The organism is Paraburkholderia phymatum, from assembly GCF_038900715.1.
GTDB lineage: Bacteria > Pseudomonadota > Gammaproteobacteria > Burkholderiales > Burkholderiaceae > Paraburkholderia > Paraburkholderia phymatum_A.
The window spans coordinates 207,775-230,962 of the sequence record NZ_JAYMRZ010000015.1 but is presented as its reverse complement, the minus strand read 5'-3'; the positions used below and the strand labels follow the sequence as shown (position 1 = coordinate 230,962).

Annotated in this window: 21 protein-coding genes; 11 read left to right on the top strand and 10 right to left on the bottom strand. The window is 62.8% G+C overall.

What is annotated here, in order from left to right:
• The coding region (locus VSR68_RS26170; RefSeq protein ID WP_342942604.1) for a hypothetical protein at window positions 1–230 on the top strand (230 nt) is incomplete at its 5' end.
• Between the two features lie 121 nt (window positions 231–351).
• Here VSR68_RS26170 and VSR68_RS26165 read toward each other — a convergent pair.
• Window positions 352–540, bottom strand: a complete 189-nt coding sequence (locus VSR68_RS26165) for a hypothetical protein (RefSeq protein WP_342942603.1) — start codon at window positions 538–540, stop codon at window positions 352–354.
• Entirely contained in the window at window positions 537–1,844 is a 1,308-nt protein-coding gene (locus VSR68_RS26160) for an MFS transporter (RefSeq protein ID WP_342942602.1), read from the bottom strand. Before VSR68_RS26160 ends, VSR68_RS26165 begins: the two co-directional genes overlap by 4 nt.
• Before the next feature lie 99 nt (window positions 1,845–1,943).
• On the opposite strand from VSR68_RS26160, the gene VSR68_RS26155 reads away from it, so the two are divergent.
• The 7 genes from VSR68_RS26155 (at window position 1,944) to VSR68_RS26125 (ending at window position 8,545) form a co-directional block, all read left to right on the top strand.
• Window positions 1,944–2,837, top strand: a complete 894-nt coding sequence (locus VSR68_RS26155; protein WP_342942601.1) for a LysR family transcriptional regulator — start codon at window positions 1,944–1,946, stop codon at window positions 2,835–2,837.
• 429 nt (window positions 2,838–3,266) lie between these two features.
• On the top strand, window positions 3,267–3,989 hold the full coding sequence (locus tag VSR68_RS26150) for a c-type cytochrome (RefSeq protein WP_342942600.1): 723 nt from the start codon (window positions 3,267–3,269) through the stop codon (window positions 3,987–3,989).
• Entirely contained in the window at window positions 3,986–5,326 is a 1,341-nt protein-coding gene (locus VSR68_RS26145; protein WP_428983587.1) for a c-type cytochrome, read from the top strand. Before VSR68_RS26150 ends, VSR68_RS26145 begins: the two co-directional genes overlap by 4 nt.
• A gap of 43 nt (window positions 5,327–5,369) precedes the next feature.
• Window positions 5,370–5,552, top strand: a complete 183-nt coding sequence (locus tag VSR68_RS26140; protein ID WP_342942598.1) for a hypothetical protein — start codon at window positions 5,370–5,372, stop codon at window positions 5,550–5,552.
• A gap of 2 nt (window positions 5,553–5,554) precedes the next feature.
• On the top strand, window positions 5,555–6,127 hold the full coding sequence (locus tag VSR68_RS26135) for a cytochrome C oxidase subunit II (protein WP_087734116.1): 573 nt from the start codon (window positions 5,555–5,557) through the stop codon (window positions 6,125–6,127).
• Window positions 6,114–7,736: a b(o/a)3-type cytochrome-c oxidase subunit 1 gene (locus VSR68_RS26130; protein ID WP_342942597.1), complete on the top strand. Its 1,623-nt coding sequence runs from the start codon at window positions 6,114–6,116 to the stop codon at window positions 7,734–7,736. Before VSR68_RS26135 ends, VSR68_RS26130 begins: the two co-directional genes overlap by 14 nt.
• Window positions 7,736–8,545: a c-type cytochrome gene (locus tag VSR68_RS26125; protein ID WP_342942596.1), complete on the top strand. Its 810-nt coding sequence runs from the start codon at window positions 7,736–7,738 to the stop codon at window positions 8,543–8,545. Before VSR68_RS26130 ends, VSR68_RS26125 begins: the two co-directional genes overlap by 1 nt.
• Before the next feature lie 63 nt (window positions 8,546–8,608).
• On the opposite strand, the gene VSR68_RS26120 is transcribed toward VSR68_RS26125, so the two are convergent.
• The 5 genes from VSR68_RS26120 to VSR68_RS26100 form a co-directional block, all read right to left on the bottom strand.
• Window positions 8,609–8,905, bottom strand: coding sequence for a hypothetical protein (locus VSR68_RS26120; RefSeq protein ID WP_342942595.1), 297 nt, complete (start codon window positions 8,903–8,905; stop codon window positions 8,609–8,611).
• Between the two features lie 15 nt (window positions 8,906–8,920).
• The gene (locus VSR68_RS26115) at window positions 8,921–9,175 is read right to left on the bottom strand and encodes a hypothetical protein (protein ID WP_342942594.1); all 255 of its coding nucleotides are present in this window, start codon (window positions 9,173–9,175) and stop codon (window positions 8,921–8,923) included.
• Window positions 9,175–10,149, bottom strand: coding sequence for a hypothetical protein (locus VSR68_RS26110; RefSeq protein ID WP_342942593.1), 975 nt, complete (start codon window positions 10,147–10,149; stop codon window positions 9,175–9,177). The genes VSR68_RS26115 and VSR68_RS26110 overlap by 1 nt, the downstream gene beginning before the upstream one ends.
• Window positions 10,150–10,506: 357 nt before the next feature.
• Window positions 10,507–12,156, bottom strand: coding sequence for a methyl-accepting chemotaxis protein (locus VSR68_RS26105; protein ID WP_342942592.1), 1,650 nt, complete (start codon window positions 12,154–12,156; stop codon window positions 10,507–10,509).
• Window positions 12,157–12,394: 238 nt separating this feature from the next.
• Window positions 12,395–13,300, bottom strand: a complete 906-nt coding sequence (locus VSR68_RS26100) for a LysR family transcriptional regulator (RefSeq protein ID WP_342942591.1) — start codon at window positions 13,298–13,300, stop codon at window positions 12,395–12,397.
• A 136-nt stretch (window positions 13,301–13,436) separates the two neighbouring features.
• On the opposite strand from VSR68_RS26100, the gene VSR68_RS26095 reads away from it, so the two are divergent.
• Entirely contained in the window at window positions 13,437–14,180 is a 744-nt protein-coding gene (locus tag VSR68_RS26095; protein ID WP_342942590.1) for an SDR family oxidoreductase, read from the top strand.
• A 171-nt stretch (window positions 14,181–14,351) separates the two neighbouring features.
• Here VSR68_RS26095 and VSR68_RS26090 read toward each other — a convergent pair whose 3' ends face one another.
• Together VSR68_RS26090 and VSR68_RS26085 are read right to left on the bottom strand one after the other, a co-directional pair.
• A complete protein-coding gene (locus VSR68_RS26090) occupies window positions 14,352–14,888 on the bottom strand; it encodes a single-stranded DNA-binding protein (RefSeq protein ID WP_342942589.1) in 537 nt (178 codons plus the stop codon).
• A gap of 137 nt (window positions 14,889–15,025) precedes the next feature.
• A complete protein-coding gene (locus VSR68_RS26085) occupies window positions 15,026–16,213 on the bottom strand; it encodes an MFS transporter (RefSeq protein ID WP_342942588.1) in 1,188 nt (395 codons plus the stop codon).
• A 283-nt stretch (window positions 16,214–16,496) separates the two neighbouring features.
• Here VSR68_RS26085 and uvrA point away from each other — a divergent pair, with 283 nt between their 5' ends.
• Together uvrA and VSR68_RS26075 are read left to right on the top strand one after the other, a co-directional pair.
• Window positions 16,497–19,631 (top strand): excinuclease ABC subunit UvrA, encoded by a 3,135-nt coding sequence (gene uvrA / locus VSR68_RS26080; protein WP_342942587.1) that lies wholly within the window; start codon window positions 16,497–16,499, stop codon window positions 19,629–19,631.
• 21 nt (window positions 19,632–19,652) lie between these two features.
• A complete protein-coding gene (locus tag VSR68_RS26075; protein WP_342942586.1) occupies window positions 19,653–20,738 on the top strand; it encodes an AI-2E family transporter in 1,086 nt (361 codons plus the stop codon).
• Between the two features lie 99 nt (window positions 20,739–20,837).
• Here the strand turns inward: VSR68_RS26075 and VSR68_RS26070 are convergent, their stop codons facing one another.
• Entirely contained in the window at window positions 20,838–22,988 is a 2,151-nt protein-coding gene (locus VSR68_RS26070) for a TonB-dependent siderophore receptor (RefSeq protein ID WP_428983588.1), read from the bottom strand.
• Between the last annotated feature and the right edge of the window lie 200 nt (window positions 22,989–23,188).

Here is a 23,188-nt window from a genome sequence, read left to right as displayed (position 1 = left end):
CCATCCGCACCTCGTCAGGATTTGCAGGATTTATGCATGAATATGCCAGGTCCCTGCAATTCCCACAATGCCATTTCTGCCGAATGGGTTCACCGCACAAGGCTTTTCGGATTGTTCAGGCCCAACTGAATACGCTTATCCATTTTCAGCGAACCTTTTCCGAAATTTCAAATCGGGCGTTAGGAAGCAACAGCATCGACAACGCTGATACACGGAGCTGTAAGGTCTGACGCGTCTCTTTCACGGCGCCGTGCCTAGGCACGCTCGGATTCGACATTGAAAAATAGGCAACTCGCATCTTCACGGTTGCGAAATATACGCCAGAAAGAGAAAGCCCCCTGGAAGCACGAATCAGAAAAAACCAACTTCTAAAATAAATCTGACTTTGATGACAGACAATTCAGACTCGGCAGAAGGTCTTTCAGTCACCGGATTAATTCGATGAGTCGCACATAAACGAATAACCACAAAAACAAAAAAGCGTTCAGCACGTGGCTGAACGCCTAAACCAAAATCCGGGAAATGCAACCCGACGATCATGCCCTGACACGCGAACCATATCCTGCAGCACGCGACGGGCGTGGAAACACCGGCAACGCAAGCAATGCACAAGCGCTCGCGATTGCCCACACGGCTGGCCACGACGTCGCCGCGAGCAGCGGAGGAATCGCGAGCGGCGTGACGAACAGCGTCATGAACGCGCAAGTGTTGCCCATCGCGAGAGCCGTGCCCGCGCGGCGCGTCCCGGCGAGCGTCGCGAGTTCGGTATAGGCGACGCCATGCCAGGCAGAGGCGCTCACGCCGCCGAACACGATCATCACCGCAAGCGCGACGGTCATCCAGCCGTGCCTGCCGCCCACAGCCGCCGCGATCAGCGCAAGCAATGCGAAGAGCAGCGCCGTCAGCACACTGCAAGCGCGCATGTACTGGCGTCGGTTGCCGTGCCGGTCGGTCCATCGGCCGCTCCACACGCGCGCGACGGCCGCGCCCGTCTGGACGGCGGCCATCGTCGCGCTGATCGCGAACACGCCCGCATGGCCGAAGTCGTGCAGAAAGACCGTCGCGAACGTGACGACGGCGAGTTGCGGCACGCACAGAACTCCAATACCCAGCGCCACGCGCCACACGCCGATGTCGCGCAGCGGCGAAACAGGCTGTGGCCGCGAAGCCGCGCCTTCATCGTCGACGGCCGCTTGATGCGTCGCGCGCCCGGCCATGACAGGCGGTTCATGCAACCAGCGCCATGCGAACCATGCGGTCACGGCGCACAACGCAGCAAGCACCCCATACACAGCGACGAATCCGACGTGCGCGGCGAGCGACGGCAGCATCATCGCGCCGATTCCCCCGCCCGTGGGCACGGCCGTTTGCCGGATGCTCATCGCGAGTCCGCGCTCGCCCTCGCGAAACCACGCCATCACCGCGCGCCCGCTCGACCCGTTGACGCTTCCGCCGAGCAGCCCGACGGCAAGCAGTCCGAGCGCGAGCGGCACGATGCCCGGCGCATCGGCGCCGCGCGGCACGACGAAGCCCGCCATCGCGGCGAGCGCGGCCGCCGTCGTCAGCAGGCCGAGCAGCAACACGCGCCGGTCGCCCCAGCGATCGGTGAGCAGCCCCCACGGCAGTTCGCTGACCGCGATCCCAAGGCCCAGCATGCCGAGCACAAGGCCCAGTCCGCCATTGCCGATGTGATAGCCGTGGCGCAGAAAAACCGCCGTCGTCGGAATGCCCGAGAACGCTGCCGAAAAACTCGCGTTCGCCGCAAATCCGACGCCGAGCACCTTCCATCGGTGATTGGCGCGCACGCCGCCTGAACTTCCAGTTGCATCGACCACTCGCCCCACGATTGCCTCCGCATCCGTTCCGTTGACGGCTATCGTAGGGTTGGACGATCAATCGGAAAAGCGGGAAAATGAGATGCCTTCCATCGGAGAATCCGAAACATGAACCAGCGTGCGTTCGACCTCGCGCAATTGCGTACCTTCGTCGCCGTCGCGGAAGCGGGCAGCGTGTCGGCGGGTGCGGAACGCGTGTTCCTGTCGCAATCGTCGGTGAGCGAGCAATTGAAGAAACTCGAAGAGCGCGCCGGCCAGCCCCTCTTCCTGCGCGGCAAGCAGGGCGTCACCGCGACGCCGGCGGGCGCGAAGCTGCTCGACCACGCGCGCCGCATTCTGGCGATGAGCGAGGCGGCGTTCGAAGATCTGCAAGGCCGTTCGCTCGACGGCGAGTTGCGCATCGCGATCACCGACTACTATCGTCCGCACGACGTCGCGCGCGTGCTGAAGATGTTCTCCGAACAGCATCCGCGATTGCGTCTGCATGTGACCGTGCTGCCCAGCGCGGTGATCGACAGCAGCGTCGAAGACGACACCACGTTCGATATCGGCCTGTCGCTGCGCATCATGGCGCCGGGTACGAAGCGCGCCACGGCTGGCAACGCGCGCGCGTCGAGCACCGTCGTGCGGCGCGAGAAGCTCGTATGGGCGATGTCGGCCGATCTCGGTCCGCAGCATCTCGCGGCGCCCTTTCATCTGGTGCTGCTGCCGTCGACATGCCAGTTGCAGCGCTTCGTCGTCAGGTTGCTCGACGAACGCAACGTGCCATACCTCGTGTCGCATTCGGCGTCGGGCATGGCCGGGCTTCAACTCGCGCTGAAGGCAGGTCTCGGCATCTCGTGTCTGAACGAATCGTCGATCGGCTCGGGCATGGTGCCGTGCCCGGCGACCATCGGCCTGCCGCCGTTGCCTTCAGTCGAATTCCACCTGTTGCCGGCGCGCCCCGGCGAAAGCGCACTGGTCACCAACGCGCGCGCAGCGTTCACACGGCTGCTTGCTTGAACGCAACGGTCGTGTCCGCAATCGGGACAATGACCGCATTTCATGTGGCGTTCTTTCTGGCATTCGTTGAAAGCACGCAGATTGCCTCCTATGATGATTGCAATGCCGGCGTCATCGTGATGCTCTAGCTTGTCGGTTCTGCGGCAAGCCTGTTCGTGCGCGAAGTCAACGCCGCTTCGCAGCCGCACGAGGCAGCGGTTTGGTAAAACATCGTAAAACCTGGTAAAACCGCCCCCTATTTGGCATCTTTTTGCGAACTTGAATACACTGTCGGCGCCGCGCGTCGGACGGACAAGAGCAGCAGCCATTCGATTGACATAGATCACATACGTGACTGAGGCGACCAAGCAGTATTGAAGAGAGCGACCCGCCTCTTCAAAGGGTGTTCACACAACGAATCAAGAAACCCATTTCCCTACGAGGCCACTCGTGCATCGCAGAACCGTCGGCTCTTCGATCCTGTTGCTGATTTGCGTCGTTTGCACCTTGAGTGCGCGGCCTTCGATTGCGGCCTCGAACGACGTGCCGCCGCCGTCGGCCATGGACGAAAAAATGCACGCCTGCACGACCTGTCACGGCGTGCAAGGCCAGGGGCGCAACAACGACTACTTCCCCCGCATCGCAGGCAAGCCCGCGGACTACCTGTTCAACCAGCTCACTGCATTTCGCGACGGTGGCCGCACGTATCCGCCGATGGGCTATCTGCTCGCGTTCCTGCCCGACGACTATCTGCGCAAGATCAGCCAGTACTTTGCCGATCGCCAGCCGCCGTATCCGAATCCCGATACCAATCCGCTGCCGCAAGCGACGCTCGACTACGGCAAGCAGCTCGTCATGCAAGGCGATTCGAAGCGCGGCATTCCCGCGTGCGCCGCGTGTCATGGCGAGCGCCTGACGGGACAGCAGCCGGGCATCCCCGGACTGCTCGGTCTGCACGCGAGCTATATCGCCGGGCAGATGGGCACGTGGCGCTCAGGCACGCGTCACGCGCTCGCGCCCGACTGCATGCACTCGATCGCCGTCAAACTGAACGACAAGGACATCACTGCCGTCTCGAGCTGGCTCGCGCGCCAGCCGCGCCCCGCCGATCCGCGTCCCGTGCCGCGACTGCCCGGCAAGCTGCCATTGGCATGCGGGAGCCAACCGGAATGAAGACTCTCTCCTCTCGCTCCGTGAATCGCATGCAACGTGCCGCCAGCCTCACGCGCCGCGCGACGATGTCACTGCTCGCAGGCACTGCGCTTGCGCTCGCTGGCATCGCCGCGCAATGTCCGTTCGTCACCGCCGCCTATGGAGCGGGTGCAGCCGCGCCCGCAGCCGCAGGCGCGCGTTCCGAACAGGTCGTGCGCGGCGAGTATCTTGCGCGCGCGGGCGATTGCGTCGCGTGTCACACCGCGCCGCGCGGCAAGACGTTCGGCGGCGGCCTCGCGATGGAAACGCCGTTCGGCACGCTCTTCACGCCGAACATCAGCCCCGACAACGAGTACGGCATCGGCAAATGGACGGCCGACGATTTCTTCAAGATGATGCGCACGGGCAAGAGCCCGGACGGCAAGCTTATCTATCCCGCGATGCCGATCGCGCAATACACGAAGGTCACGCGCGAAGATTCCGATGCGATCTTCGCGTACCTGAAGTCGGTCGAGCCCGTGCATCAGGCGAACCGCAAGCATGAGCTGCGCTTCCCGTTCAACCAGCGCGAGCTGCTGATCGGCTGGCGTTCGCTGTACTTCCGCGAAGGCGAGTTCCAGCCGAATCCGACGCGCTCCGTCGAATGGAATCGCGGCGCTTATCTGGTCGAAGGACTCGGCCACTGCACGATGTGCCACACGAAGATCAATCTGCTCGGCGGCTCGTCGAAGAGCGAGCAGTTCGCGGGCGGCCTGATCCCGGTGCAGAACTGGTACGCGCCGTCGCTCACGTCCGACAAGGACGGCGGACTCGGCGACTGGAGCATCAAGGACATCGTCGATCTGCTGCAGGCGGGCATCTCCGATCGCGGCGCGGTCTATGGCCCGATGGCGGAAGTGACGTACCACAGCCTGCAATACATGACCGACGACGACGTGAAGGCAATGGCCGTCTATCTGAAGACGCTGCCCGACAACGATCCGGGCCGCAAGACGGGTCCGTCGGCGACGGTCAAGCCCGCCGTGTTCGAATCCGGCCAGCACATCTACATGACGAAGTGCGCGATGTGCCACGGCGACAACGGCGAAGGCAAGCTCCAGCATTACCCGCCGCTCGCGCGCAACCAGTCGATCGAAATGGATTCGGCCGTCAACCCGATCCGCATCGTGCTCAACGGCGGCTTCCCGCCGGGCACGCGACGCAATCCCGAGCCCTATGGCATGCCGCCGTTCGCGCAGGAACTGAACGACGTCGACGCCGCCGCTGTCGTCACCTACATCCGTACGGCCTGGGGCAATCACGGCCAGCCCGTGACGGCGAAACAGGTCAACGAATTGCGCAAGGCGCCGCTGCACTGATCACGCTTCACTGACACCAACCCTGTCCTCGGAGACTTCGCAGATGGACCCTAACGATCACTCCGGCGACCACTACGGCAACGCTTCGGACGACGAAGTCGAACGCATCGTCGCGCAAGGACCGAACGGCGCGATAGCGGTCGCGGGCGTCGCCGCCGTGGTCGTCCTTGCGCTCTGGATCGGCTTCTACTTTCTCGTGTTTCTGCCGCGCGGCGTCATTCACTGATCATGTCGACCCAACCTTCCCATTCTCCAGACAGCGGTCATGCCGTCTCCGTGCGCTCGGAGCGGCGCTGGGCGTACTTCGTCATCGCGATCGTCGTGTTCATGCTCGTCCTCGTCGTGTACTCGGGGCTGCACTGGGCCATGATGCCGCCGTCGCGTGTCGAAACCATCGATCCATCGCGGCTGCAGATGTCGGGTGAATTCGTCGAGAGCAATCTCGGCAGCGCCGTCGAGCCCGACGGTTCCGTCGTCGTGCGATTTATTGCGCAGCAGTACTCGTTCACGCCGCAATGCCTGCTGGTGCCCGCCGACACCGACATCACCTTCCGCACGACGAGCGCCGACGTCGTGCATGGCCTGCTCGTCACCGACACCAACATCAACACGATGGTCGTGCCCGGCTACGTCGCGACGTTTTCCTCCTCCTTCGACAAACCCGCCGATCATCTGATGCCCTGCCACGAGTTCTGCGGCTTCGGCCATCAGACGATGTGGGCACACGTGAAGGTCATCGACAAGGCTGCCTTCTTCGAACAGGCAAAACAACATCGGAGGCTCAGCTGTGTTTCACGCTAAGCGACTCGTTCTCGCGCACTTCTGGCTCGCGTTCATCTCGTTCGGGGTCGCGCTGCTGCTGGGCGCATGGCAGATGCTCGTGCGCAGTCCGCTGCATCCGTGGATCGGCGACCCGGAGCTTTACTACCGTTCGGTGACGGCGCACGGCACGGTGATGGCGTATGTGCTGCCCACGCTCGTCGCGATGGGCTTCGGCTACGCGATCGTCGAACTGGCTCTGCAACAGGCGCTCGTCGGCCTGAAGTGGGCATGGGCCGCGCTGATCATGCTCGCGGTCGGCGCGGTGATGGCGATGGTGCCCGTCGCGGCCGGCCAGGCATCGGTGCTCTTCACGTTCTATCCGCCGATGATCGGCAGCCCGTTCTATTACCTCGGCGTCGTGCTCGTCGTCGTAGGCTCGTGGATCTGGGTCGCGCTGATGGGCATCAACCTGCGCATCTGGAAGCGCGCGAATCCCGGCAAGCCGGTGCCGCTCGCGATGTATGCGAACGTCGCGGGCGCGTATCTGTGGGCGTGGACGGCCGTCGGCGCGGCGCTCGAAATCCTCTTCCAGATCCTGCCCGTCGCGCTCGGCCTCAAGACGACCATCGACGCCGGCCTCGCGCGCGTGCTGTTCTCGTGGACGCTGCACGCGATCGTCTACTTCTGGCTGGTTCCGTCGTATATCGCGTACTACACGCTGGTGCCGCGCGCGATCGGCGGACGGCTGTACAGCGATTCGATGGCGCGCGTGTCGTTCATCCTGTTCCTCGTCTTCGCCATGCCGATCGGCATTCACCACCTGTTCGCCGATCCGCAAGTGGGCGCGGGCTTCAAGTTCGTGCATGCCGTGTTTACGGGCATGGTGTCCGTGCCGACGCTGCTGACCGTGTTCACGATCTGCGCATCGGTGGAAATCGCGGGGCGGCTGCGCGGCGGCAAGGGCGCGTTCGGCTGGCTGAAGGCGTTGCCGTGGGACAACCCGATGATGCTCGTCATCGCGTTCTCGTTCATCATGCTCGGCTTCGGCGGCGCGGGCGGGCTCATCAACATGAGCTACCAGCTCAACGAGACGATTCACAACACGCAGTGGGTCACAGGCCACTTTCACCTGATCTTCGGTGGCGCGATCGTCATCATGTACTTCGCGATCGCGTATGAACTGTGGCCGCAACTGACGGGTCGCGCGATCGGCTCGCTGAACCTGATCCGCTGGCAACTGTGGCTGTGGTTCATCGGCATGATGGTCGTGACGCTGCCCTGGCACTACGTCGGCCTGCTCGGCGCGCCGCGCCGGATGGCCTACTACGACTACAGCAATCCCGCGATTGCGCCGCAAGCGATCTGGGTTGCCGTGTCGGCATTCGGCGGACTGATACTCGTGATCTCCGGTCTGCTGTTCCTCTACATTCTCGCGAAAGCGCAGTTCGGGGCGATCGAGCAGCCGAAGCAGTTCCGTTTCAGCGCGCCCGTGCATCCCGTCGAGCGCGTGCCGGCCGCGCTGAACAGCTTCGGCTTGTGGGTCGCGCTGATGATCGGCTTGACGGTCGTGAACTACAGCGTGCCGATCGCCCAGCTGCTCGGCTTGCAACAGACGTCCGTGCCGGCCGTCGCAGTGGGAGCACGGTGATGAGCGACGAACGCGTATTCAGCTTCAGCAACCGGTGGTTCACGTCGAGCGTCGGCGGCGTGATTGCGATTGCTGTCGTGTCGATTCTGATCGGCTTCATCTGGCTGCCGTCGAAGCATCCCGACTTCACGCAACGCGGACTCTGGGCGACGATCTGCAGCGCGGCGGGCGCGCCGTCGTCGTGGTACACGCAGAACGGGAACATCGCGGGCCCGGCGCCGAGCAATGTGGTCGTGCTGCCGCCCGCACCGCCGTTGAGCCGCCCGAGTCTCGATGCCGTTTCGGTCGGGCGCGGCGCGACGCTCGCGCAGAACTGCTCGATGTGCCACGGCGTGGAGAGCCTGATCCAGGTCACGGCGCCCGTACTCGCGGGGCAATACGCGGACGTGGTCTACAAGCAGCTGCGCGACTATCAGAGCGGTCAGCGCATGAACTCGATCATGCCGCCCATCATCCGTCACCTGAACGACCGCGATCTGCACGATCTCGCGAACTACTACTCGACGCTGCCGCGCCCGCCTGCCGTCGAAAAGGGCACGGTCGAAGACGCGAGCATCCGCAAGCTCGTCAACGAAGGCTCGCCGATGCGCAATATCGCGCCGTGCGCCGCGTGTCACGGCGAGCGCGACCGCAAGGGGTCCGCGCCGTGGCTGGGCGGGCAGTCGTCGGTGTATATGGCGGCGCAGTTGCGCGCGTTCGCCAACGGCGATCGTCATAACGACGTCAACGAGCAGATGCGCAACGTCGCGCGCAACATGACGCCGGAAGAAATCGACGGCGTGGCGAAGTACTACGCAGTGCGGCCTTAAGAAACGATATCAAAAAAGACCCCGAAGCCTGCTAACGAGTGAGGCTTCCTGTTTGTCTTGCGCTTAGGTGCGTGGTGGTGTCGGCGGGTTCCAGTCCACGGGCGTATCCGTCTTGAATTGAAGCCGCTCGCGTAAATCCGGATTGGAAAATCCTTGCATGAGCATCAGCATTCCACCGAGTTTGCGGGCGTCTTCATCCGTTAGCGGCTCCTCGGAATGCTCCGCCGCATCGGGTGGAATGGTGACAGCCATTGCCTGGTCGATTGCCGATTGAACACGTGAGCGCAACACCGTGCACATCTTGAGTTGTTGCGTCTCTTCGTCATAAACAACGATGCTTGCGTGTGGAGGCATTTGCATGATGTCAACTTCGCACTAGAGCGTCACCTTACCGCCTTTCCCGTCAGTAACTTGAAGGAAGTCGCGAAGCTCTGGGTATTGCGTCGCAAACCAGAGAAGAGCCGCACCGCCGAATCGACGTGCGAACTCATCGTCAATAGGACTGTCGGCGTTGACCTCATGCTCCACTGCCAAATTCATACGAGCGCCCGTGAGGATGCGGGCATCAACGAACCCCGTCTTTATGGTCTTCGTCTGGGGATCGTAGTAAGAAACAAAGTACTCAACCATCAGTAGCCTCTACACGCTTGATAATCTTGGAAGGCCTGGTCTTTGCAGGCCAGGTATGTCCGCGCATCGCCGCCATACATTTTGCTAAGGGCACTACAATATGTCATGCGCGCTTTGTACATGGCATCGCATTCAGCCTCCTCTGCCGCACTCACGCCACGCGCCGCGATTTCCTGTACATCACCCGATGAGGTATCGTCAGAGTACTCGAACGGCTGCGCGTCGCCGAGCGGCGTCGATGTGTCGTCATCCGTACCGACATCGTCCGCAAAGCTCTCCGCCATGCCCGGCGTAGCGTCGCCATCATCGTCCGCATCTGAATCGCTGCCGAATACGGATCCGGCCACGCCTTCCACCCGGCCAAGCAGGTCGCCACCATCATCGCCGCTGCTTGCAGCCATTGCTGCCCGAGCAGCCTTCAATTGCTTTTCCCACGTGGCCGGATCATATGGACCAGATAAGACGGGTTCGCCGTCCCATGTCAGGGGACCGGGACCCGCATTCTCGAAGGCGGCCCACTTTGTGCCGCCACTTCTGCCGAATGCGCCTCCGCCTGACTGCTGCGGCCAACGCAGCGGTGCGGGCGTAGGCCGAAACGTCGACGGATGCGAGCGCCAGTCACGGTTGATGACGGGCACAAGCATTCCGTCGCGCACGGCCTGTTTAAGCGCGCGCTCGATACCCTTATTATCGCTCGGCAGGTTCCAATGAACGAGGTTCAGTTGGTCGCTCAGGAATGAGCGGATCGCATCGATATCCCGGGCGATGGTTCGCCGGAAATCGTAATTGGGACGGAAATGCCGGTCGAAGGTGCGCTTGTCATCTTCGATTTCGCGCTCCCGCTCACGGCGCGCGTCCCAGTCAGCGAAGCGGTCCACGTATCCGCCAGAAAGGCGGTAGAACTCCCTGGCGGGTACGAGCTTGCATTGCCACGTGCCGATATCGAGCGGCAAATGAAGCGTGTTATACGACATACACCCTCCCACAGCGCTGCATTCGGCCTCCTGTAGTTGCTCGATGAGCGGGTATACCTAGCACGGAACCGGGGCGCGACGGGGTGTCATGACGATTTATGACATAAGTCGTGTAGAAGAAATGTCACGGGAAATACGTTTCGCAAGGAACTTAATCGGCCGCGCGCATCGCGCCAGAAAACAAACGGCGGTGCAAGCGTTCAAGGCTTGCACCGCCGTTCTGTTTTGCGTCGATGATGAAGCGCGAGTTATGGGCGCTTTCTCCTCTACGCCTCTACTCCCCTGCTTCAAGCACCTTCATCCGCCGGCGATGCGAAGAAGTGAGCCACGTCTCCGCGATTCCATTCGCCAGCGTGCCTAAACCGCTTCGGCCGCCTCCAGCGATACGTCCAGATCAGGCATCAGCGCGACCGTGCGATGCGCAACGGCACGCGGCGAAGAGGCACGCGCGCTATCGGTGCGGAACACGGAAACGGCCTCCGTGAGTTGCCGCGCCTGCTCTTCGAGCGAACTCGCGGCTGCCGCCGCCTGCTCGACGAGCGCGGCATTCTGCTGCGTCACTTCGTCCATCTGCGCGACGGCGACGTTCACCTGATCGATGCCCGTGCTCTGCTCGTTGGCCGCTTCGGCGATCTCGCTCATGATCGCGCTGACACGCGCAATCGCATCGACGATCTCCGACATCGTCGAACCGGAACGCTGGACAAGATCGGCGCCCGCCGTCACACGGTCATTCGATGCGCCGATCAAGCCCTTGATCTCCTTCGCCGCTGCCGCGCTACGCTGCGCAAGCGAACGGACTTCGCTCGCGACAACGGCAAAGCCGCGTCCCTGTTCGCCTGCGCGCGCGGCTTCGACGGCGGCGTTCAGCGCGAGGATATTCGTCTGGAACGCGATGCCCTCGATCACGCCGACGATATCGGCGATACGCCGCGAGTCGTCGACAATCTGCTGCATCGTGCCCACCACCTGCTGCGTGAGCTCGCCGCCTTGCGCCGCGAGCGTCGATGCGCCTTGCGCGAGCGAGCTGGCCTGCTTCGCGTTGTCGGCCGTCTGCTTGACCGTCGACGTGAGTTCTTCGATGCTCGCCGCCGTTTCTTCGAGCGAAGCCGCCTGCTCTTCGGTGCGCTGCGACAGGTTCGTATTGCCCGCTGCGATTTCGCTCACGCCGGTGTCGATCGAATCGGTGCTGTGGCGCACCGTGTTCACCGTCGCGATCAGCGACTCCTGCATCCGGCGCAGCGCCGCGGCGAGACGGCCCATTTCGTTGTCACCGGTGTTTTCGATGCGGCCCGTCAGGTCGCCGTGCGCGATGCGCTGGAACTGCTCGATGGTGGCGTCGACGGGATGCACGATCGCGCGAACCATCACGACGCGTCCGATCCACGAGAAGATCAGCGTGCCCGCCATGCCGATCGCAACAGCGATACACACTGCATAGAAGAGTTGCTGCGCATCCTGGTAGCGCTTTTCGGCGTGATCCAGTTGCAGCTTTTCGAGCGACAGCATCGGTTTTTCGTAGGCGCTGTACAGCGGCGACAATTTGTGTCCCTGCAACTCGTGGAACGCCGCCTTGTCGCCGGCCTTGAGCGCCGCCATTGCAGGTTCGACGCCTTCGTGCAGGAACGTCTCGCGCTTTTCCTGCATCTCCTTGATGAGCCGCTGCTCGTCGGCATCGTTGCTCGCGTTGCGAAGGAAATTGGCGAGACGTTCGTTCGACACCTTCAGGTACGTATCGAACCGCTTGAGCACGGCGTCGGCGCCTTGCTGATCATTGAGTTCGTTGAGCGATGAATACGTCGCGAGCGACAGGCGCAGGCGAAGCAGCTGGCCCGCGCTGCCTTCGAGATCCGCGATGGCCGGCGTATCGATCGTATACATCCGCTGCAACGACGCATTGTTCGCGCGCAGCGACAGCAGCCCCGCCGCCGCGCCGATCAGCAATACGATGCCGAACAGCACGATCATCAACGTGAGGTACGTGCGTATCGAAAGACCTTTCAACATGAAGCATGTCTCCTATGGCCGCCTGACCGGGAATCTCCAGAGAGTCCCGTGGCAGGATTGCTGCGCCCAGGCCGCCAGGCAAGGTCCGCAACTCGATTGAACATTAAGCAGATGCACCACACTGCCAGTTACGGCTGATTTGCCGAAAACTTTATGGCCTGTCGGGAAGTGCTCTGCCGGAAGGCCGCCGGGCTTGATCTCGCGCAATCTCGTCCGGAAACGTCACGCGCGTCGTGGATCAACCGACCTTGAGCCCGCCCGCCGCGTCGAAAATCTCGCGCAGCCATTGCGCGAACGCGCGCACGCGCGACGACAACTGGCGATTTTGCGGATACAGCACGGTGACGGGCATCGGCGGCGGCGGAAATTGCGGCAGCACGACGACGAGACTGCCCGCGGCAAGCTCGTTCAGCACGCGATAGCGCGGCACCTGCACGAGACCGAGTCCGGCGACAGCCGCGCCCGTGTACAGATCGGCGCCCGTCACCGACACGATCGCCTCGAGATTCACTTCGACCACACGTTCGTCGACCGCGAATTCGAGCGGCATTGCACTGCCCGTCGCGCTCGATATGTAGTTGACGGCACGATGCGTCGCGAGTGCGGCGAGATCGGCTGGCAGGCCGTGCCGCTCCAGATACGCGGGACTCGCGAGCGTCACCTGTTCGAGCCGCGCGACGCGCCGCCCGATCATCGACGAATCCTGCAAATTGCCCGCCCGCAGCACGCAATCGACGCCTTCGCGCACGAGATCGACGAGCCGGTCGTCCTCGCCGATATGCAGTTCGATGCCAGGATAGCGTTCGAGAAAATCCGGCAGCGCCGGGACGATGAAGTGCCGCGCGAGCGTGCCCTGCAAGTTCACGCGCAGCAGTCCCTTCGGCGCCGCGTTGCGGAACGAGCCTTCGGCCTCTTCCATGTCGGCGAGCAGACGCACGCAGCGCCGGTAATACGCTTCACCGTCGGGCGTGAGGCGCACGGTGCGCGTCGTGCGCTCGAGCAGCCGCGCGCCGAGCCGCTGCTCCATCCGCTTCATCAGGTTCGTGACGGTGGCGCGCGGAATCTGCAGATCGTCGGCGGCACGCGTGAAGCTTTGCCGCTCGGCGATCCGGACGAACACCTGCATTTCCTGGAAACGGTCCATAGCGACGAGCTCCACTGCCTGATGCGGCGTATTGTTGAAGTTAATGGAACGATGATAGCAATTCTCGTCCGATTATCTCTTCCATGAAATATCCGATCATGCTTTTCACCGAATCACTACTTCGAGGAACGGGATCATGAACAACGTGAAAAATGCCAAGGTGGCTATCGTGACGGGCGCTTCGCGCGGCATCGGCGCTGCCCTCGCGCGGCGGCTCGCCAGCGATGGACTTGCCGTCGTCGTCAACTATGCGGCGAGTTCGAAGGAAGCGGACGCGCTCGTCGCGGAACTGAAGACGCAAGGCGCGGCCGCGATTGCGGTGAAAGCCGACGTGTCGAGCGCCGACGATGTGCGACGCATGTTCGAAACGACGGAGCAGCAGCTCGGCAAGGTCGACGTGCTCGTCAACAACGCGGGCATCATGAAGCCGCTGCCGCTCGCCGACACCGGCGACGCGCTCTACACGCAGACTTTCGACATCAACGTGCGCGGCACTTTCAACACGCTGCGCGAAGCGGCGGCGCGTATGAACAACGGCGGGCGCATCGTCAACTTCTCGAGCACGACGCTCGCGCTGAACATGCCTGGCTACGCGATCTACAACGCGACGAAGGCGGCCGTCGAAGCGTTCACGCATGTCTTTGCCAAAGAACTGCGCGGACGCGATATCACCGTGAATGCGGTCGCGCCGGGGCCCGTCGCGACCGCACTGTTCCTCGAAGGCAAGACGGAAGAGCAGATCCAGAACTTCGCGAAGATGCCGCCGCTGCAGCGCCTGGGACAGCCGGAGGATATTGCGTCCGTGGTCTCGTTTCTGGCGGGGCCGGATAGCGCGTGGGTCAACGGACAGATTCTGCGGGCAAATGGGGGGTTGGCTTGAGGGGGCATGAGACGGGGCCGGGCTTCGGATGATTCTGCCCTTGTCCTTGCTCTCGCAACAGTCGCGATGGGCACGCGCATAAAGAAACACCCCGCTCGAAGGCGGGGTGTTTCGCTGTTCGCCCGACGCGCGGTGTTTCGCTGCGGCCGGACTGTTTTTGCGCGAGGCGCGTCAGAACGGAATATCGTCGTCCATCTCGTCGAAGCCGCCGCCAGCCGGCGCACTCGGACGGCTCTGACCGCCGCCGCCACCACCGCCACCCGACATACGGCCACCACCGCCGCCGCCCGACATGCGGCCGCCGCCACCGCCGCGCTCCATCGACTCGCCACGGCTATAGCCGCTGTCGTCGCCACCGCCGCCGCCCGAACCGCCGCGGCCGCCGAGCATCTGCATCTGATCAGCGACGATTTCCGTCGAGTAACGGTCGGTGCCGTCCTGCGCCTGATACTTGCGCGTGCGGATACGGCCTTCGATATACACCGACGAGCCCTTCTTGAGGTACTCCGACACGATCTCCGCGAGGCGTCCAAAGAACGACACGCGATGCCACTCAGTCATTTCCTTGAATTCGCCCGACTGCTTGTCCTTGTAGCGATCGGTCGTGGCAAGGCGGATGTTCGCCACTGCGTCACCGCTCGGAAGGTAACGGACTTCCGGATCGGCGCCGAGATTGCCGACGAGAATGACCTTGTTCACGGATGCCATGAGTTTCTCCTGTTGATTCCGTTTCCGGCGACGCGGCACCGATGGCTTTCTACGCCATGGCCGCCTGTGTCAATGACCGGAAAGCGCGCCCCCGCGCCCCGTTTGACCGCCGCCTTTAAATTCGTGCCGTAAAAGATTTATGCTTTGCGCGGCGGCTGCTTCATGCTCGCGGCGATTATAAGCCAGCAAGCTACGAGCCCCGAGCATGCAAAAAACACGGCACTTTGTCCATCCACTTTCAGCAGCCAGCCGCCGATCACGCCGCCCATAGCAAGGCCGATCGATTGCGTCGTGTTGTAGACGCCCGCCGCCGCGCCCTTGCGGTTGCCCGGCGCCAGTTTCGACACCAGCGAAGGCTGCGATGCTTCGAGAATATTGAAGCCGAGAAAGTAGATAAACAGGATCGCCGCCACAGCCATAATGGTATGCGCAGCGACGCCGAGAAGTAACTGGCCGATCAGGATAAGACCAATCGCACCCAGCAGGACCGCCTTCATCTTGCCGCGCTTTTCGGCGGCGATGATCGCGGGCACCATCATCACGAACGCGAGCCCCATCACGGGCAGGTAAATCTTCCAGTGCGACGCGACGGGCAAACCGCCCGCTTCGAGAATGCGCGGCACGACGAGAAAGAGCGCCGTTTGCGTCGCGTGCAGCACGAGCACGCCGAAATTGAGGCGCAACAGCTCTCGGTTGTGCAGGACTTCGTGGAACGGCGCGGGCACGTGCACGGGTTTCGGCGCATCCGGCACGACCCACAGCACGACGCCGATCGCCAGGATCGAGAACACGCCGACAAGCGCGAACAGGCCGCTCATGCCGACCCAATGGAACACGATCGGCGCGCCGACGATCGCGACCGCGAACGATACGCCGATCGATCCGCCCACCATCGCCATCGCCTTGGTGCGATGCTCTTCGGCCGTCAGATCCGCGATGAACGCGATCACCGCCGACGACACCGCGCCCATCCCCTGAATGACCCGCCCGACGATGATCCACGTCATGTCGTGCGCGAACGCGGCGACGAAGCTGCCGAGCGCGAAGATCAGCAGGCCTGTCGCGATGACGGGCTTGCGGCCGACCTTGTCGGAGATCCAGCCGTAGAAGATGTAGAGCAGCGATTGCGTGACGCCATACGCGCCTAGCGCAATGCCGACGAGCAGCACGTTGTCGCCGCCCGGAATCGTCTTCGCGTAGATCGAGAAGACGGGCATGATCATGAAGAGACCCAGCATGCGCAGCGCGAAAATCGCGGCAAGCGACACGGTCGCGCGCAGTTCATGCGCGCTCATGCGTGAAGAGGTGGCGGACGGATTGGACATCGGGAGCGATATTCGAATGAACGGACGGCGAACCGCGTGGGCCCGCATGCGCAGCTTCTGACGCGTGCAGCGCTCGCGCCGGCCACCTGTTGTCTTGCAGACGACGGAAAACGCCTCACATACAGGTGTCACATACAGGCAGTTCACCGCGACGCTGGACTGCAAAAAAACGACGGTTTCGTATCTGTCAGCACGCCGTTTGCGGGCTGTCAGGAAGCCGTAACGGCGGTCTGGAAAAGTCGTTATAGTAGCAGGTTTAGCCTTCTCCTCTTCCCGCCGGTTCATGGAACAAATCCGTATCCGTGGGGCTCGGACCCACAACCTGAAGAACGTCAATCTCGACTTGCCGCGTCACAAGCTGGTCGTGATTACCGGCCTGTCCGGCTCGGGCAAATCGTCGCTGGCCTTCGACACGCTTTACGCCGAAGGCCAGCGTCGTTATGTGGAGAGCCTGTCCGCATACGCCCGCCAATTCCTGCAACTGATGGAAAAGCCCGACGTCGACCTGATCGAGGGCCTGTCGCCTGCCATTTCGATCGAGCAGAAAGCGACGTCGCACAATCCGCGCTCGACGGTCGGCACCGTCACCGAAATCCACGACTACCTGCGGCTTCTTTACGCACGCGTGGGCACGCCGTACTGCCCGGACCACGAAATTCCGCTCGAGGCGCAAAGCGTCTCGCAGATGGTGGACGCCGCGCTCGCGCTGCCCGAAGACACGAAGCTGATGATCCTCGCGCCCGTCGTCGCGAATCGCAAGGGCGAGCACACCGAGCTGTTCGAAGACATGCAGGCGCAGGGCTTCATCCGCTTTCGCGTGCGCTCGGGCGGCGGCACCGCGAACGAAGGCGTTGCGAAGATCTACGAAGTCGACTCGCTGCCGCAACTGAAGAAGAACGATAAGCACACGATCGACGTGGTCGTCGACCGTCTGAAGGTGCGGCCCGACGCGAAGCAGCGTCTCGCGGAATCGTTCGAAACGGCGCTGCGTCTCGCCGACGGCCGCGCGATCGCGCTCGAAATGGACACGGACAACGAGCATCTGTTCAGCTCGAAGTTCGCGTGCCCGATCTGCTCGTACTCGCTGCAGGAACTGGAGCCGCGTCTCTTCTCGTTCAACAACCCGATGGGCGCGTGCCCGGAATGCGACGGCCTCGGTCAGATCACGTTCTTCGATCCGAAACGGGTGGTCGCGCATCCGTCGCTGTCGCTGGCGGCGGGCGCCGTGAAGGGCTGGGACCGGCGCAACCAGTTCTACTTCCAGATGCTGCAAAGCCTCGCGGCCTTCTACGAGTTCGATATCGACACCGCGTTCGAAGACCTGCCGGAAAAGGTGCGCCAGATCCTGCTGTACGGCTCCGGCAAGCAGACCGTGCCGTTCTCGTACATCAACGAGCGCGGCCGGACATCGGTGCGCGAGCATGTGTTCGAAGGGATCATTCCGAATCTGGAGCGGCGTTATCGCGAGACGGATTCCGTCGCGGTCCGCGAAGAGCTTGCGAAGTATCAGAACAACCAGGCGTGCCCGTCGTGCGAAGGGACGCGTCTGCGGCGCGAAGCGCGTTTCGTGCGCATCGGCGCGGATGGCGACGCGCGCGCGATCTACGAAGTGAGCGGCTGGCCGCTGCGCGACTCGCTCGGCTATTTCCAGACGCTGCGGCTCGAAGGCTCGAAGCGCGAAATCGCCGACAAGGTCATCAAGGAAATCGTCGCGCGCCTGATGTTCCTGAACAACGTCGGGCTCGATTATCTGTCGCTGGAGCGCAGCGCCGAAACGCTGTCGGGCGGCGAGGCGCAGCGCATCCGGCTCGCGTCGCAAATCGGCTCGGGACTGACGGGCGTGATGTACGTGCTTGACGAGCCGTCGATCGGCCTGCACCAGCGCGACAACGACCGCCTCATTTCGACGCTCAAGCATCTGCGCGATCTCGGCAACTCGGTGGTCGTCGTCGAGCATGACGAGGACATGATCCGGATGGCGGACTATGTCGTCGACATGGGACCGGGCGCGGGCGAGCACGGCGGCATGGTGATCGCGGAAGGCACACCCGTCGAAGTGCAGGCGGACCCGGCATCGATGACGGGCCAGTATCTCGCGGGCACGCGCCGCATCGAATTCCCCGACGACCGCAAGCAGCCCGACGAGCGCCATCTGCGCATCGTCGAGGCTTACGGCAACAACCTGAAGCGCGTGACCCTCGATCTGCCCGTCGGTCTGCTGACTTGCGTGACGGGCGTGTCGGGCTCGGGCAAGTCGACGCTCATCAACGACACGCTCTATCACGCCGTCGCGCAGCACCTGTACGGCTCGTCGACGGAGCCTTCGCCGTTCGAGGCGATCGAAGGCCTCGAACACTTCGACAAGGTCATCAACGTCGATCAGTCGCCGATCGGCCGCACGCCGCGCTCGAATCCCGCGACGTACACGGGCGTCTTCACGCCGATCCGCGAACTGTTCGCGGGCGTGCCCGCCGCGAAGGAACGCGGCTACGATCCAGGCCGCTTTTCGTTCAACGTGAAGGGCGGACGCTGTGAGTCATGTCAGGGCGACGGCGTGCTGAAGGTCGAGATGCACTTCCTGCCGGACGTGTACGTGCCGTGCGACGTGTGTCACGGCAAGCGCTACAACCGCGAGACGCTCGACATCCAGTACAAGGGCAAGAACATCAGCGAAGTGCTGGAGATGACCGTCGAGCATGCGCACGAGTTTTTCCGCGCGGTGCCTGTCGTCGCGCGCAAGCTGAAGACGCTGCTCGACGTCGGCCTCGGCTATATCCGCCTGGGCCAGTCGGCGACCACGCTGTCGGGCGGCGAGGCGCAGCGCGTCAAGCTCTCTCTGGAACTGAGCAAGCGCGATACGGGTCGCACGCTTTATATCCTCGATGAACCGACCACGGGCCTGCATTTCCACGATATCGCGCTGCTGCTCGAAGTGATCCATCGGTTGCGCGATCAAGGAAATACGGTTGTCATCATCGAGCATAATCTCGATGTGATAAAAACAGCCGACTGGGTCATCGATCTCGGTCCCGAAGGCGGCGCCGGCGGTGGTCAGATCATCGCGCAGGGCACGCCGGAACAGATCGCGAAGTCGAAGGCAAGTTTTACCGGCCGGTATCTCGCGCCACTGTTGCTGCGCGGATCGGCGGCCGGCGAATCGGCACCGGAAGCACAGGCCGGATCGGTTGAATCGGCGGACGCGGAATCAGATGAGCCGTCCGAAGATGAAACCGGCGAAGCCGAGGCAACCGGCAGCAACACCAATGAAGAATCCGCAAAAACAGCCGTAAAACCGGCGAGGGCAAAAAAGGCCGTCGCCGCCGACGCACCGAAACGGGCTTCGAAATCGACAGCGAAGCCAGCGGCAGGAACGGCAAAAGCGACAGCAAAAGCCGGCAAGCCGAGCGTAAAAACCTGAGGTTGGAGACGATAGAAAGCCATGGCCAAGCGTAATCCGGCCCGCGACGACGGGCAGGTGCAGGATCTGCGCCCTCGCCCGGTCAGGCTGACCAGCGACATGAGCCTGCCGAAACTGTCGGCGGTCGAAATCGGCAGCTATGTCGTGGCGCTGCTCGCGATGTGGGCGGTGCTCGAACTGAGGCTGCTGGGCGCGCTGCTCGCCGGCATGCTCGTGTTCCAGCTCGTCCACACGCTCGCGCCGCGCATCGAAAAGCACATGTCGAGCTACCGCGCGCGCTGGTTCGCGGTGGTGATTCTGTCCGCCGTGATCGTCGGCGTGCTGACGGGTTTCACTGTCGCCATCATCGAGCACTTCGAGAGCGACGTGCCGAGCGTCCAGAAGCTGCTCGACCAGGCGATGTCGCTGATCGACCAGGCGCGTACGCGCCTGCCGCAGTTCATCGCGCAGAACCTGCCCGTTTCCACCGAGCAGATGAAGGAAAAAGCCGCCGTGCTGATGCAGACGCATGCGGGCACGCTCTCGCAAGGCGGCAAGAACGCGGCGCGCATCTTCACGCATGTGCTGATCGGCATGATCATCGGTGCGATCGTCGCGGTCGGCGCGCAGAAGCACATTCAACGGCTGCCGTTGTCGACGGCTTTTATCACGCGGCTCAGCCGTTTCGCCGATGCGTTCCGCCGCATCGTGTTCGCGCAGATGAAAATCTCCGCGATCAACACGGTGTTCACGGGCATCTTCCTGCTGTTGCTGCTGCCGCTCTTCCATGCGCCGCTGCCGATGGCGAAAACGCTTGTGATCATCACGTTCATCGTCGGCTTGCTGCCCGTGATCGGCAATCTGATTTCGAACACGCTGATCGTCGCAGTCGCGTTATCGGTGAGCTTTCCGGCGGCCGTGACGGCGCTCATCTTCCTGATCCTGATCCACAAGCTCGAATATTTCCTCAACGCGCGCATCATCGGCGGACAGATCGAGGCGCGCGCATGGGAACTGCTCATCGCGATGCTCGTGATGGAGGCCGCGTTCGGCATTCCCGGCGTGATCGCCGCGCCGATCTTCTACGCGTACATCAAGCGCGAACTGATCTATCTGCGGCTCGTGTAGCGCAACGCAACAGGTGTATCGACGCAAAAGGGCGACCGCGAGGCCGCCCTTTTGCGTGTGCGTGTCGATGTCCGCATCGATGTCGGTATCGCGCGGCAATCAGAAGTCGATGCGCGCGTTGAGCGACAGTGTGCGCGGATCGCCCGGCGAGATGTAGTCCGCGTACTGGTATTCCCAGTAACGCTTGTCCGTGATGTTGTCGATCGCGGCACGGAACGTCACGCCATAGCCGCCGATACGCGTCGCATACGACGCGCCGACATTGAACAGCGTGTAGCCGCCCGCTTTCAGGTCGCCGGCTGGACGCACGGTCGTGTTGCCGGTGAACTTCGCGTCGGCGCCGACCCTGAGCCCGGGCACGTAGGGCACGTTGTACGTCACATGGCCTGCCGCGACGAAACCGGGCGCGCCCGCGACGCGGTTGCCATCGAATGACGAGCCGCGCTCGTACTTCGTATGCAGCCACATCAGGTCGCCGCCGACCGTCCAGTTCGCGCCGAGCCGCACATCGGCGCCCGCTTCGACGCCCTCGAAGATCGACTCGCCATCCTGAACATAGACGTTCGCGCTGTTCGCGTACTCCGCGCCGCGCTCGATGCGGAACAGCGCCGCGCTCGCGCTCCAGCGCGCATGCTCGCTCTTGATGCCGACTTCGTACTGCTTGCTGCGCAGCGGCTTGAGCATCTGGCCGGCGTTCGCATAGGTGAAGTCGACGATCGAGCCAGGTTCGAGCGATTCGACATAGCTCGTGTAGAGCGTGGTCGTCGGCGCGAGCTTGAACATCAGCGCGACGGTCGGCGTGAGCACGCCGCTCTGGCTGTAGTGCGAACTCGTCGCGCCCGTCAGCGTGTAGCCGTTCTGCTCGTAGTACGTATAACGGACGCCGCCGAGCACCGACCAGCGTTGGGTCAACTGGATCGTATCGCTCGCGAAGAGCGCCTTCTGGGTGATGTCGCCGGCACGATAGGTCGACAGTCCTTCGGGGCTGTAGAACAGGTTCGTGTTCGGCGAATAGAGATTGCCCGTGCCGATCTGCTCGTAGACGCTGTTCGCTTCGTACTCGTTCACCTGTTTCTGCCACGCCGCGCCGAACACAAGCTGATGCTCGAACGGCCCCGTCTTCACGTCGCCTTCGATCATCGCCTGCCAGAGGCTCAGCCGATGTCCTTCCTTGCCGGCGAAGCGGAAGTCCGTATAGTCGCCGGCCGGGTTCTGGAGGAAGAACGTGCTTTCGTTGCGATCGCGGAAGCTCTTGCTGAAGCTGTACGTCAGATGCGCGGTCCAGTCGGGGCTCAGGTTGTAGTGAACGCCCGCCGTGTAAAGCTGGAGATTCGTGTTCAGGTGCTGCGACGGATTGCCGAGGTTGTCGGTGGAGCCGGAGAGTGTGGTCGGTAGCGACGTGCCGACGTATTGCACCGTCGAGATGGAGCCGCCCTGCCCCGTCGTGTGCTGGTCCTGATAGAGCGCGCCGAACGTCGCGCTCAGGTCGCGCGTGATGCGCGCGTCGAGCGCGAGCGAGAATGCGTTGCGGCGAAGCGTGCCGTCGTTGTACGTCTGCCCTTCTTCGTGCGTCGCGTTGAAGCGATAGCCGAACATGCCGTTCGGGCCGATGCGGCCACCGAGGTCCGCGTGCTCGGCCCATACGCCATCCGTCACATAGCCGACGTCGACGCTGCGAATGGGCGTGCCAGAGAGCGGCGGCTTCTTCGTCACATAGTTGACGACCCCGCCCGGCGCGCCAAAGCCGTACATGAAACCGGACAGTCCCTTGAGCAGTTCGACGCTCTCGAGCTGTTCATACGGCATCGTGATGCCGTAGCTGTTGAACGGTAACCCATCGATCTTGAAGCCGTTCTGCCAGTCGAGTTGCATGCCGCGCACGCTCAGATACGTGGCCCACGCGCTGTATGGATTGCCGTTGTCGGAGACGGACGCGTCGCGCGTGAATACGTCACCGAGCTTTTGCGGCTGCAAGTCCTGCAGTTCCTCGCTCGTCACGACCGTCGTCGAGAACGGCGTGTCGAGTTGGGTGCGCGTGCCGAGCGCGCCGCCGCCGACGTCGGCGTTCAGATGCTGCGGCGAGTCCTGCGCGGCCGTCACGTTGACGGCGGGCAATGACTTATCGGCGCCCGCGCCATTCGCTGGGCCCGCGTCGTTCGCTGGGCCCGCGGATTCCGTGGCAGCACTCGACGCATTTACCGGCGCGCCTGTCTGCGCGTAAGCGTTCTGGCTCGCAGCAAATGCCAGCATCACGGCGATATGCATGACGCCGATCGTCGGCACACTCGTCGTCCTGCGATTCTTACCCACCCCTTGTTCAGCAGCGCTTTTCATTGTTGTTCCAGACAGTCAGTCGACCCATTCGGCGAATACGAATCATTCCTATTTACAGGAAAGCGAATGATGCCGGGAACCGTGGGATTTCTGTAAGTGTTTAGGCGCGACATTTT

What these genes read in the sequence shown, in the direction of transcription:
- VSR68_RS26165 (WP_342942603.1), bottom strand. Translation starts at nt 540, where the DNA reads ATGATCGTCGGGTTGCATTTCCCGGATTTTGGTTTAGGCGTTCAGCCA.
- VSR68_RS26155 (WP_342942601.1), top strand. Translation starts at nt 1,944, where the DNA reads ATGAACCAGCGTGCGTTCGACCTCGCGCAATTGCGTACCTTCGTCGCC.
- VSR68_RS26145 (WP_428983587.1), top strand. Translation starts at nt 3,986, where the DNA reads ATGAAGACTCTCTCCTCTCGCTCCGTGAATCGCATGCAACGTGCCGCC.
- VSR68_RS26140 (WP_342942598.1), top strand. Translation starts at nt 5,370, where the DNA reads ATGGACCCTAACGATCACTCCGGCGACCACTACGGCAACGCTTCGGAC.
- VSR68_RS26135 (WP_087734116.1), top strand. Translation starts at nt 5,555, where the DNA reads ATGTCGACCCAACCTTCCCATTCTCCAGACAGCGGTCATGCCGTCTCC.
- VSR68_RS26125 (WP_342942596.1), top strand. Translation starts at nt 7,736, where the DNA reads ATGAGCGACGAACGCGTATTCAGCTTCAGCAACCGGTGGTTCACGTCG.
- VSR68_RS26120 (WP_342942595.1), bottom strand. Translation starts at nt 8,905, where the DNA reads ATGCAAATGCCTCCACACGCAAGCATCGTTGTTTATGACGAAGAGACG.
- VSR68_RS26115 (WP_342942594.1), bottom strand. Translation starts at nt 9,175, where the DNA reads ATGGTTGAGTACTTTGTTTCTTACTACGATCCCCAGACGAAGACCATA.
- VSR68_RS26110 (WP_342942593.1), bottom strand. Translation starts at nt 10,149, where the DNA reads ATGTCGTATAACACGCTTCATTTGCCGCTCGATATCGGCACGTGGCAA.
- VSR68_RS26105 (WP_342942592.1), bottom strand. Translation starts at nt 12,156, where the DNA reads ATGTTGAAAGGTCTTTCGATACGCACGTACCTCACGTTGATGATCGTG.
- VSR68_RS26100 (WP_342942591.1), bottom strand. Translation starts at nt 13,300, where the DNA reads ATGGACCGTTTCCAGGAAATGCAGGTGTTCGTCCGGATCGCCGAGCGG.
- VSR68_RS26095 (WP_342942590.1), top strand. Translation starts at nt 13,437, where the DNA reads ATGAACAACGTGAAAAATGCCAAGGTGGCTATCGTGACGGGCGCTTCG.
- VSR68_RS26090 (WP_342942589.1), bottom strand. Translation starts at nt 14,888, where the DNA reads ATGGCATCCGTGAACAAGGTCATTCTCGTCGGCAATCTCGGCGCCGAT.
- VSR68_RS26085 (WP_342942588.1), bottom strand. Translation starts at nt 16,213, where the DNA reads ATGTCCAATCCGTCCGCCACCTCTTCACGCATGAGCGCGCATGAACTG.
- uvrA (WP_342942587.1), top strand. Translation starts at nt 16,497, where the DNA reads ATGGAACAAATCCGTATCCGTGGGGCTCGGACCCACAACCTGAAGAAC.
- VSR68_RS26075 (WP_342942586.1), top strand. Translation starts at nt 19,653, where the DNA reads ATGGCCAAGCGTAATCCGGCCCGCGACGACGGGCAGGTGCAGGATCTG.
- VSR68_RS26070 (WP_428983588.1), bottom strand. Translation starts at nt 22,988, where the DNA reads ATGCTGGCATTTGCTGCGAGCCAGAACGCTTACGCGCAGACAGGCGCG.